Source organism: Globicatella sanguinis (genome assembly GCF_002847845.2).
In the GTDB taxonomy this organism is placed as follows: domain Bacteria; phylum Bacillota; class Bacilli; order Lactobacillales; family Aerococcaceae; genus Globicatella; species Globicatella sanguinis.
Map to the genome: position 1 here is coordinate 238,491 of NZ_CP126962.1, position 11,055 is coordinate 249,545.

Below are 11,055 nucleotides of genomic sequence, written 5' to 3' on the forward strand. Positions count from 1 at the left end.
TCTCCTCGTTTTTTATTCTTGTTCATTATATCATAGTTTTACTTTAATAATGAATGGTATTAGTTTAAGTAAACGTTACAATATGCTATGATTATTGTATTAGAAAAGGAGTGTTGTTATGAAAAAACATCGTAATAAAATTATGTTTTTCGGTTTCTTTATTAATATGATTCTTTTTGGTGTATTAGGTGCGAGTGGTGTCATAGATATGTATACCAGTACGGCTTTAAGCAGCATTACAAACGTCATGTTGGCATTATTTTTATTTGGTGATCACCTTAAAGAAGAATGGGCTCGATTTAAAACACAAACAACCGTGAAGAAAATTCTTTGGCTTTCCTTTCTTTTATTTATCATTAACGTGTTCGCTAGAACTATTTTAATGACCCTTTTTGAACCTTACTTAGATTTGGAATCATTAGGAATGAACCAACAGGCATTAGAGGAAATGCAAACTCAAATCAATCCTTTATTATTTATTTTCTTTACTGTTATTTCAGCACCTTTAGTTGAAGAGTTAGTCTTTAGAGAGTCTTTAAACGGTTGGGTCAATAAAGCGAACCGCGGACTAGTCGTTATCATGTGGATTGTTTCTACTTTATTATTTGCGGGAGCCCATGTGGTTTCTTTACAAGACTTTCTTATTTATCTGCCATTATCAATTTCTCTACTTTATATGTATGAAAGATTTGACCGAAATATTTGGGGCTCCATTAGTTTTCACTTTGTCAATAATGCTTTATCAGTCATCTTAATGTATTTAGTGCAATTAATACCCCAAGAGTTATTAGAAGAAGCGGCTACTGGATTGATTCAATTATTTAAATAATCCAAAGCGATATAGAAGCATTGGGCAAGGAGTAGAAACCTGAATGATTGTCGCTTCATTTGCTACTCTTCTTGCAACGTTAAGTCAAGTTAAGTCGAGTTAAGTTGAGTTAAGTTGGTAACAAACTAGCTATGAAGACACAATTCAATACCATTCAAATACCGAGCGATAAATATAATAGCTGGACCAAACTGTTATTTTAGTTTTGGCCCAGCTTTATTGTTAAAGCAGATGATGATGGTTTATAGTAAGCGCCCAATAGCCAAGTATATAGAAACCGGCCCCTCAACACTCTACAATAGGTGTTGAAGGGCCGGTTTCAGTCTTTTTAATTATTTCATGGCCTGACAGGCTTCCTTGACCTTCGAAGACCAAGGCAAATAAGCCTCGAGTGCTTCAAAATTTTGCACCGGAAGTTCAGGAAGCTCCTCAAGTAAATATTGAAAATAAGACGGAGGATGGATACCATTAAGCTTCGCACTCTCATAGAGACTGAGGATCCCCCCGGCCGCTTGGGCTCCTTGAATGCTTTGGCTAAACAACCAGTTCTTGCGCCCAATTACCAGTGGCTTGATTTGTCTCTCCGCTCGATTATTGCTCATCTCTAGTCGACCATTTTCAAGAAATTGACGGAAGAAAGGCTCATGTTTGAGAGCATAGGAGATGGCCATTCCCAGCTTGGTTTGAGGTAAGGCATTCAAAGTCTTGACCCAATCAAAGAACTCGTCAACTTGTCTTTGAAGGCAAGTTTGGCGCCAAGTCAAGCGTTCCTCAGTTGTCAGCTCCTTCCAATTCTGTTCGAATTGGAAAAAGGAATCGCACCATTTAACCGCCTGATAAGCAGGATGATGCTTAGACACTTTAGCTGGCAGAGCTTCAAAGAATTTCCGCCTTAAATGCGCCCAACAGCCACTGACTTTAACTTTCTCCTTGCATAGGTTGACATAGGCGCCATACATATCTGCATGAAGGCTGCCTTCAAAATCTGGACCCAATAGGTCAAGAATGACTTGGCGTCCTCTGCCTTCATCAAATTGATAAATAATCCCCTGTTCTGGTGTATCCTTGCCACTCATGAGAAGCCAAAAATAATTCTTCGCTTTTTGGCTCTCTAATACCCGATAGCTGGTTTCATCTGCGTGGAGAACTTCTTGTTGACGGAGCTTGTTTAAAAGTAAGTCACAGAGGTTCTGGAAATAGTATTGATAGGTGCGAATGTGCCAACCGCAAATCGTATCCCGACTTAGGGGCAGATTCATTTGTTTCCATTCCTGTTCTTGACGATAAGCGGGTAACTTCAAGCCATATTTTTGATGAATCGTTTGAGCGATCAATGATGCAGACCCCAAGCTATTGTTGAGGGGAGCTTTAGGAACGGGAGCCTTCACGATTTTGTCATTAGCCCCCTCTTTTTGAGTGCAACCCTCGCATTTATAAGAAGCTTGTTTATGAATGATTCGTTTCATATGAGCAGGAATGAAGACAAGCTCTTCACGAACAGCACTAGCACCTATCTGTTTCATCGATTCCCCACAGTCTGGACACTGGCAGTTTGAAAGTTCGTGTAGCTTTTCTTCGGCAGGGAACTGGTCGAGAATCGCCCGCTTGATCCCTTTATTCTTCTTTGCTTTACGCTTATGAGCCTTCACTTCTTGGACGATATCTTCTTCTAGTTCTAGGCTGTCTAGAGCTTCCTGCCAATCCTCGAACAGACTGGTTTGTCCAGGTTGAGGCGCCGTTTCTTTCTTGCGACCAAACTGTTGGTTCATCATCAAACGAAGCTGTTCTTTCAACCATTCAATTTCACGTTCTTGTGTTTCAATAATATCGATTAGTTGTTCAGGTGTCTGCGTCTCTATGGATTTGATGTCCATTCCCGGACCTCCCTTCTGTTCAAATTTCTTTGATTATATACCTTGTAAGCGATTTAATCAAGTTTTTTTCACATTGTGTAAGATCCTTCCAATGATTGAACGGATGGTTCGATCAAAAAGCCATCCATAAGCTGAATCAGTTGGTGACGGTCAATTTCCTTCAGTGACTCCTCCTGTCTAGGCCAATGAATTCGGCCAGATTCATAGCGTTTATACAGTAACCAGAAACCTTGGCCGTCCCAATAAAGAGCTTTAAAGCGGTCAAGCCTGGACCCGCAGAATAGAAAGAGATTCTTTTCAAAGGGATTTAATTGATAATCATTTTGAACGAGAGCAGCCAGAGAATCAACTCCCTTGCGTAAGTCTGTCCGACCAGTCATAATGTAATAGCGTTTAGCAGCATCGAGATTAATAATCAATCAACCACCTCCATAAGTTTTAACTTAATCATACAGGAGGTGGTTGGGCTGTGATACGTACCTGGTTATTCGGCGTTTACGGTTTATATATTGATGACTCACAACATTAAAGGTTATGTCAATTATTACCTAAAGAAAAAGCAACTACTTCAAACGAGCAGTTGCTTCTTTTTAATTCGCGATTATTTTTTCACTTCACGGTGTAAAGTAATTTTGCGATCTCTTGGGCAATATTTTTTAACTTCTAAACGGTCTGGGTTATTACGTTTATTTTTGTTTGTTAAATAGTTACGTTCGCCACACTCTGTACATTCTAAGTTAATGTTTACGCGCATTTTGTTCCCTCCAAACTGTTTGGTAATTTGTTTCATCGAACAGTACCAAACAATTATAACATTGTCTATTTTTAAAAACAATACATTTTCAGAAAATATTGTAACTTTCACCAAGTTTTCTTAAGCTAAAAGGCCTTTAAATCCAACTTAAAGGGAGTGAGCGAGAAATAATGTATCGATTAAATTCCGCAATTTTTCCTACCACCGAACAGTTGGAAGTGGCCAGAAGTAGAAAATCGAATAATTTTCGCCTCGTCTATCTAACCCCCACAGTTGAGAGTGGACCATAAGTAGAAAATTAAATAAGTTTCGCTTCTTTTAACAAATCTCATTAAAAGATTGCTTGAGACTACTTAACCCGTTCGCTTTCATTATCGGGCAGTAACTTGACGGAATTTTTCAAGATTATTCTCAGCTACTTTCAGACGCCGTTTGTTACCACTCAACCCCTGCACTATACAACCAACAGATGGATTGTTAAAGTGTGGTCCAATCTTTTTAATCACTTAACTTAATAAACTTGTCTTTAATTTCCTAAAATAATTCTTTATAGAAACTAATCGTTTCTACTAAGGTTGGAGTGAAAGGATTACCTGGTGCACAAGCATCGATCATTGCATTTTTTGATAAGTATTCAAAATCAAACTCATCTTCTTTAATGTCTAATTCGGTTAATTTTTTAGGGATGCCCACCGTTTCAGATAATTTTTCAATTTCAGCGATAGCATAATCAGCACACTCTTCATCTGAATGATCCATAACATCCATTCCTAATGCTTTCGCAACATCTCTAAAGGCTGCCGGTACACGTTTTGCATTTTCACGTTCGACTACTGGTAATAACATCGCACAGCAGACACCATGTGGTAATTTATATACTGCTCCTAATTGATGAGCCATTGAGTGAACATAGCCTAAACCAGCATTATTAAAAGCCATTCCTCCAAGGAAAATAGCATTAACCATCGCTTCACGCGCTTCAATATCTTCGCCATTTTCAACCGCACGAGGTAAGTATTCTTTAATTAATTCGATGGCACCCATCGATAATTTCTTTGTTACACCATAAGCACCAGGGGTCACTAATGCTTCTACGGCATGCGTTAAAGCATCCATACCGGTTGCTGCTGTTAATGCTTTGGGTTTCGATAACATTAACTCAGGATCATTGACAGAAATTGTGGCTAATGAGTTTTTATCTACCATCACCATTTTTACTTTACGTTCCTCATCGGTAATGACATAGTTAATTGTAATCTCTGCTGAAGTACCTGCTGTCGTATTAATTGCTACTACGGGTAAACCTTTATTAGATGTCTTATGAAGTCCTTCTAGCTCTTGTACTTTCATATCATTCGTTGCTAATACCGAAATACAGCTCGCACAATCTTGTGGTGAACCACCCCCAACACTAATAATAAAATCACATTGATTTTCTTTTAATACTGCTAAGCCTTCTTCACAATTTTTAACTGTTGGGTTAGGTTCCACTTGACTAAATACAACATAATCAATATTAGCTTCCTTTAAGGGTGCTGCTACTTTAGCTAAAATATCACTATTGGCAATAAATTCATCCGTTACTAATAAAGCTTTATTTAAACCTAATTCTTTAATATAAGGGCCTATTTCGTTCACAACACCACGACCAATTAAGTTTGTTGAAGGTACATAAAATACTGACATTTTCTCATTCTCCTTTATGTTTAAATTTTTGTTTTATTGTGAGCCAAGACAAGTTTACTATGATTAAAGACCATCGCCTCCTTTATGATTAAGTAATTGAGTCATTAACGTTTAATAACTTTTTCACATATTGAGATAAAGGACAAACCCAAAAATAATAACTAATTTTTGAGTCGTCCCTTTATTCATTTAGTAGTCTTTAAGTTTTATAAATCTAAATAGCCTGCTCTAGCGGTTACCCCAAAGGCATCAGCTAAATCTTGTAATTGTTGGTCCGTAATTGTTTGTAAGATTTCACCTTGACTACGTACATAAGTAAAGACTTGTGCCGCTTTCTCAGCTGTTTCAATTAAACCAAAAGTTTCATCCATATCTTTACCTGCTCCATAAATACCCTGATGCGGCCATACGACTAAGCGAGTTTCTTTAAATTTATTAGCTGTCGCTTCACCAATTTCATTCGTTCCTGGCACAATCCAAGGAATAATGCCGACTCCTTCAGGAAATACCACTAAACATTCGGTACACATTTGCCATAAAGTACGGGTTAGTTCACGTTCTTCTAACGGATGGGTAAAAGTCATCGCTAATAAATGAGTAGCATGACAGTGCATTACAATACGATTTTCTGGATCTACTGCTAAACGCGCAATATGACTCATTAAATGAGATGGTAATTCTGATGTAGGTCGGCCACCATTCACAAAGCCCCATAATAACTCAACCGATTTTCCATCTGGTGCGATACGTATTACGCCTAAACTGTCTTCAGGATCTTTTTCAACATTTTTAAAATATTTCCCTGAACCCGTTACAATGAAATATTTTCCTGCTAATGCTTCTCCTTCAAAGTCTATCGGAATGACTCGTTCAACATGGTTAATATCCAAATACTCAGCAACTTCTGTTTCAGTTAATAGATAACTAATATTACCTCCATTGCGCTCATCCCAACCTAAGCGATAAAGATTGGCAGTAGTATCCATCATTTCACGAACAAATTTGGCTTCTAAAATATTTTTCATGCGTTTCTCCTTTTCACGACTATTGACGTTGGCTTAAGACATCTGCTTCATATGCTTCGATTTCTTTAATCCATTCAGTTCCCACTGGAACATTATTTTGTAAACAATAATAATCCCAAACAGCTGAAAATGGTAACGATTTTAGTTCTTCTGTTAAAGCAAGACGTTTAGTAAAATTACCTTCTTTTTCGATGTTTTTTAGTTCTTCTACGGGTGCTAATAAAGCATGTAAAATGGCTTTTAAGGAATTGCGTGTTCCAATAACCCATGCTGCCACACGGTTAATACTGGCATCAAAGAAATCAAGTCCAATATGAGTAGTATCTAATAATTCGTTATTAACAATGGTTTCAGCAATTCGTTGTAATGTATCATCCATGATTACCACATGGTCAGAATCCCAACGAACTGGTCGTGTCACATGTAAGTACAACCCTTGTCCAAATGGCGCTACAGCTGCAAATTTATCCGCAGGATCCTCCGTTGGATGGAAGTGTCCTGAGTCAATCGTCCATAAAATATTACGCGTCAATGCATAAGATAAGTAGAACTCATGTGTTCCCACAGTATAAGCTTCTAATCCCATTCCGAATACTTTTCCTTCTACTGCATCAATAGAATATTGCGGATCAATCGCTTCTTCACGCGCTTTGTCGAGTGATTCCATTAGTCGTTTTCTTGGTGATAAACGATCAATTGGATTATCTTTAGAACCGTCAGGTAACCAAATATTATTAACAGAAACAATCCCTGTTTCTTTACCAAAATATTCAGAAATTTTACGGCTACGTCTCGTATGTTCAATCCAAAATTCACGTGTCTCATCTTCTAAGGCACTTAATGTACCATTGGCTGCTTTAGGATGTGAGAAGAGGGTCGGATTAAAATCTAAACCTAAACCATTTTGTTTAGCCCAATCAACCCATTTTTGATAATGACGGGGTTCAATTTCATCCGCTTCTACTTTTTCATCGGTATCGGTATAGATTGCATGTAAATTTAATTTATGTTTTCCAGGAATTAAACTAAATGCTTTATCTAAATCTTGACGTAATTCTTCTGGCGTGCGAGCTGCACCTGGATAGTTCCCGCTAACAGCAATCCCACCGGATAATTCTTGATCAGGGAATTGGAATCCTTTGACATCGTCACCTTGCCAACAATGCATAGAAACTTTTACTTTTTTTAATTGTTCCATTACTTTTTCTGTATCAACACCTAATTCAGCATAACGTTGTTTAGCTAATTCATAGGCTTGTTCAATTTGTTTAACTTCTACCATTTATTTTCCTCCATTTATTTGACTTTAGCAATATATCGACTCATTAAATCATTGGGATAAGTTGTTTGGGGTGTATAAGTTTTCACTTCAATTTGTGTCGCTAAAAACTGACGCGCTTCGGCTAGATTATCAAATACTTTCTGATTAATCATTTGTACGAGAATATTCCCAATGGCTGTTCCTTCACCCGGGCCAGCCAACAGAGGAATGCCTAATAAATCAGCGGTTAATTGATTGAGTAATTGAACATTACTACCACCACCAACGACATGTAATGTGTCTAACTTCGTACCAGTTAGGCGCTCTATGCGACCCATTTCATAAGCATAAGATAAAGCTAAATTGGAATAGACTGCCATAACCAATTCACCTACGGTTTGAGGAACAATTTGATCAGTTTCGCGACAATAAGAACGAATCGCTTCAATCATATTATTTGGATTGGTAAAACGATCATCATTTAAATCGATAAACTGTTGAAATGGCTCTACTTGTGATGCTGCTTTTGCCATTTCAGCGTAACTCAGTTCATAATTCATCATACGCGCAATCTCCTGAACACTCCACATACCCGTGATATTCTTTAAGAAACGATAAGTGTGCTCTGCACCCCATTCATTAGTATAATTAGCTTCCAAAGCTTCAGGCCCATTAATCGGCTCTGTTAATTCAACACCAATCAATGACCATGTTCCTGAACTTAAATAAGCCCAATTGCCACTACTTTTTACAACCGGAATCCCCACGACTGCGCTCGCTGTATCATGGGTTGCGACAGCGATGACTTCACATTCAGGATATAAACCAGTTTCTTTTAAAGATGTTTTTAACGGACCTAACGTAGTCCCACTGTCCACTAATTCAGGTAAAATACTTATTGGAACATTAGCTTTGTCTAAGAGTTCCTTATCATAAGTTCCCGTGTCTAAATTTAGAAATTGTGAACTAGAAACATTACTTTTCTCGCCTACCCTCTTACCAGTCAAAACATACCCCAGATAATCTGGAATAAACAATAAATGTTTCGCTTTAGATAAACTTCTCGGCGATTCTTTAAAGAGTTGATACAAAGTATTAAAATTCAAGAACTGAATACCAGTTTTTTGGTAAATACTTTCTTTTGAGATGAATTGCTCAAATTCTTTCATGGCATTGTGTGTACGATTATCACGATAAGCAATCGGTTCTGCTATTAACTGACCTTTTTCATCTAACAATACATAATCCACTGCCCAGGTATCGATTCCCACAGTACATTTGTCAATACCACGTTTTTTCGCTAACTGTAATCCTGTGAGTACCTCATGACATAACTCCGTTATGTTCCAACGATCATGTCCATCCACTAATGAAAAGCCATTTTTAAAGCGATGAATTTCTTCAAATGAAATATTTTGATCATCATGATAAGTAGCAAGTATTAAGCGTCCACTGGATGCACCTATATCAACTGCAATATGGTAACTCATAAGTCCCCTCCTATCTTTCTTTTAATGATTTCCCTTACAATGACTATTTAAACCTAAAATGAATTATGATACAATGACACTTGAACAGTAATAAAGTATCAAATATACAGGTGTAAAATGAAAACAATCACAAAATATTTATTAAAAGAAACCCAACATGAAAAGGAACAAAAAGCATTAGGCCGTTTTATTGCTGATATTCCAGGAATTTCGGATTTACCAACCGGTCATGTACCTCAGCTTAATGATGCTCTCTTTTTTCAAAATAAAGATATTTATATTAGTAAACACAGTCGTTATGCTAAATACCCTGAACATTCACATAATTTCTTAGAATTAAATTACATGGTTCATGGTACTTGCCAACAAGTGATTAATGGTGAACTCATCACCCTTAATGCTGGTGATTTATTATTAATGGATGTCGATAGTATTCACTCTATCCATGCATTAAATGAAGAAGATATTATGTGCAATATTCTTTTTCAAAATAATCACGTTTCCATTGAGTGGTTAAACCAAATAAAAAGTCGAAATAGCTTGTTATACCAGACTCTATTAAATCAAACGAATTCTAATCAAACAAAGGGACAATTTGCCCTCATACGTTCACAAGGTGAAAGTAGTCAAATCAATCATATTTTAGAACAAATTTTAACCGAATACTTCCTGCCACGTGACTTTTCTGAAGTCATTATTCAACAGTACTTGCCTATTTTATTTTATGAAATGGCTCGTGATCTACCAGAAATCAAAAAAGATTCCTTTGAAGAACATTCGCCTTATTTACAAGTGTTAAATTTAATCGATACACAGTATCAAAAACTAACACTCAATGAAGCCGCCAATCAGTTAAATTTTAATAAAAATTATTTAAGCAACTTAATAAAAGAAAAAAGTGGCAAGACATTCACTGAGTTAATTAATCAAAAAAAATTGCAAAAAGCCCAATTGTTAATTCAATCCACACGCTTACCGATAAATGAGATTAGTCATATCGTCGGTTTTTCTAACAGAACCTATTTTTACCGGGAATACCTAAACTTCTTCGGTCATAAACCAGGCGATGATCGCTAGCTTAGTAAACACTATTAAATTTATACTTTTGTTAAGGTAGACAGCACTTTGACTCGTTAAAAATAACCTAAACAAACAAGACCAAACAGAAATCATTAAAATTCTGCTCGGTCTTGTTATTTGCTTTTATTATTCAAATTCAATGGTATTCGTGTCTTCTAAAGACAACATTTGACGCATTTTTGGTAATATCTCAACATATTGTGTGTCACGATCTTCGATTGCGACTCCTTCCGCTAAAGCTGCGATTGTTTGTAAATTAATCATCCAATTCGTTAAACTAATCGCTGTATTCTCATCGACAATTTCTAACCAATTAGAAAAATTAATCAACGTGGTTGTTTCAGACGTTCCCTTTAATTCAAAAGCAATCGTGCCCTTTTGCCAAGTGAAGGTGAACAATACCGGTGCTTCAATATCTAAAATCATAAAGGAATGGTCTGTTTCTAATTCATCGGTATGTATCAATTTACCACCAGGACGGTAATCTTCAATCCGTAAACCTTGGGACCATTGGGTAATATACTCATTCTCAGTTAAAATTTCCCAAACACGATTAATATCCGCTTGGACTTCACCATCAAAATTGATGGTTAAACCATGATGCGGTTCATAATCATGGTCGTGGTCGTGATGATGGCCACAGCCACATTCATGATGGTGATGGTCGTGATGATGGCCACAGCCACATTCATGATGGTGATGGTCGTGATGATGGCCACAGCCACATTCATGATGGTGATGATCGTGATGATGGGCACAACCACACTCATGGTGGTGTTCGTGAGCATGGTCATGATGATGGCCGCAACTACATTCATGATGGTGATGCTCATGCGCGTGATCGTGATGGTCACAGCTACACTCATGGTGGTGTTCGTGAGCATGGTCATGATGATGGCCGCAATTACATTCATCTTGATGTTCGTGCGCGTGATCGTGATGATGGCCGCAATTACACTCATGGTGGTGATGTTCGTCCCTGTGACCTGAATAGCCACAGGCACTTGTTTCGGTTTGATTAGATGCTAATTCTTTTTCATTGGACATAGCAAGGCT

Annotated in this window: 10 protein-coding genes; 2 read left to right on the forward strand and 8 right to left on the reverse strand. The window is 37.3% G+C overall.

The genetic code is table 11. The features are described 5' to 3' along the window. The first annotated feature begins 118 nt into the window (after nucleotides 1-118). A complete protein-coding gene (locus CYJ72_RS00955; protein ID WP_284630176.1) occupies nucleotides 119-829 on the forward strand; it encodes a CPBP family intramembrane glutamic endopeptidase in 711 nt (236 codons plus the stop codon). Between the two features lie 332 nt (nucleotides 830-1,161). Here the strand turns inward: CYJ72_RS00955 and tnpC are convergent, their stop codons facing one another. The 7 genes from tnpC to rhaB form a co-directional block, all read right to left on the reverse strand. Continuing rightward, the gene (gene tnpC, locus CYJ72_RS00960) at nucleotides 1,162-2,703 is read right to left on the reverse strand and encodes an IS66 family transposase (protein WP_284630177.1); all 1,542 of its coding nucleotides are present in this window, start codon (nucleotides 2,701-2,703) and stop codon (nucleotides 1,162-1,164) included. 68 nt (nucleotides 2,704-2,771) lie between these two features. Continuing rightward, entirely contained in the window at nucleotides 2,772-3,122 is a 351-nt protein-coding gene (gene tnpB / locus CYJ72_RS00965) for an IS66 family insertion sequence element accessory protein TnpB (protein WP_084801928.1), read from the reverse strand. 182 nt (nucleotides 3,123-3,304) lie between these two features. Next, nucleotides 3,305-3,457 carry a 50S ribosomal protein L33 gene (gene rpmG / locus CYJ72_RS00970; protein WP_066125827.1) on the reverse strand — a complete coding sequence of 51 codons (153 nt, stop codon included), beginning with the start codon at nucleotides 3,455-3,457 and terminating at the stop codon, nucleotides 3,305-3,307. Nucleotides 3,458-3,991: 534 nt separating this feature from the next. Then, on the reverse strand, nucleotides 3,992-5,143 hold the full coding sequence (locus CYJ72_RS00975; protein WP_284630178.1) for an iron-containing alcohol dehydrogenase: 1,152 nt from the start codon (nucleotides 5,141-5,143) through the stop codon (nucleotides 3,992-3,994). Nucleotides 5,144-5,349: 206 nt separating this feature from the next. Next, complete coding sequence (rhaD, locus tag CYJ72_RS00980; protein WP_284630179.1) at nucleotides 5,350-6,168, reverse strand: rhamnulose-1-phosphate aldolase; 819 nt, start codon at nucleotides 6,166-6,168, stop codon at nucleotides 5,350-5,352. A gap of 19 nt (nucleotides 6,169-6,187) precedes the next feature. Further along, nucleotides 6,188-7,450, reverse strand: coding sequence for an L-rhamnose isomerase (locus tag CYJ72_RS00985; protein WP_284630180.1), 1,263 nt, complete (start codon nucleotides 7,448-7,450; stop codon nucleotides 6,188-6,190). 14 nt (nucleotides 7,451-7,464) lie between these two features. Beyond that, nucleotides 7,465-8,919, reverse strand: a complete 1,455-nt coding sequence (rhaB, locus tag CYJ72_RS00990) for a rhamnulokinase (RefSeq protein WP_284630181.1) — start codon at nucleotides 8,917-8,919, stop codon at nucleotides 7,465-7,467. Between the two features lie 117 nt (nucleotides 8,920-9,036). On the opposite strand from rhaB, the gene CYJ72_RS00995 reads away from it, so the two are divergent. Next, complete coding sequence (locus tag CYJ72_RS00995) at nucleotides 9,037-9,996, forward strand: AraC family transcriptional regulator (RefSeq protein WP_284630182.1); 960 nt, start codon at nucleotides 9,037-9,039, stop codon at nucleotides 9,994-9,996. A gap of 129 nt (nucleotides 9,997-10,125) precedes the next feature. Here the strand turns inward: CYJ72_RS00995 and CYJ72_RS01000 are convergent, their stop codons facing one another. Continuing rightward, the gene (locus tag CYJ72_RS01000) at nucleotides 10,126-11,046 is read right to left on the reverse strand and encodes an SRPBCC domain-containing protein (protein ID WP_284630183.1); all 921 of its coding nucleotides are present in this window, start codon (nucleotides 11,044-11,046) and stop codon (nucleotides 10,126-10,128) included. Between the last annotated feature and the right edge of the window lie 9 nt (nucleotides 11,047-11,055).

Bases quoted from the DNA above. Each gene is read 5' to 3' on its own strand.
- CYJ72_RS00955 (WP_284630176.1), top strand. From the start codon at position 119: ATGAAAAAACATCGTAATAAAATTATGTTTTTCGGTTTCTTTATTAAT.
- tnpC (WP_284630177.1), bottom strand. From the start codon at position 2,703: ATGGACATCAAATCCATAGAGACGCAGACACCTGAACAACTAATCGAT.
- rpmG (WP_066125827.1), bottom strand. From the start codon at position 3,457: ATGCGCGTAAACATTAACTTAGAATGTACAGAGTGTGGCGAACGTAAC.
- CYJ72_RS00975 (WP_284630178.1), bottom strand. From the start codon at position 5,143: ATGTCAGTATTTTATGTACCTTCAACAAACTTAATTGGTCGTGGTGTT.
- rhaD (WP_284630179.1), bottom strand. From the start codon at position 6,168: ATGAAAAATATTTTAGAAGCCAAATTTGTTCGTGAAATGATGGATACT.
- CYJ72_RS00985 (WP_284630180.1), bottom strand. From the start codon at position 7,450: ATGGTAGAAGTTAAACAAATTGAACAAGCCTATGAATTAGCTAAACAA.
- rhaB (WP_284630181.1), bottom strand. From the start codon at position 8,919: ATGAGTTACCATATTGCAGTTGATATAGGTGCATCCAGTGGACGCTTA.
- CYJ72_RS00995 (WP_284630182.1), top strand. From the start codon at position 9,037: ATGAAAACAATCACAAAATATTTATTAAAAGAAACCCAACATGAAAAG.
- CYJ72_RS01000 (WP_284630183.1), bottom strand. From the start codon at position 11,046: ATGTCCAATGAAAAAGAATTAGCATCTAATCAAACCGAAACAAGTGCC.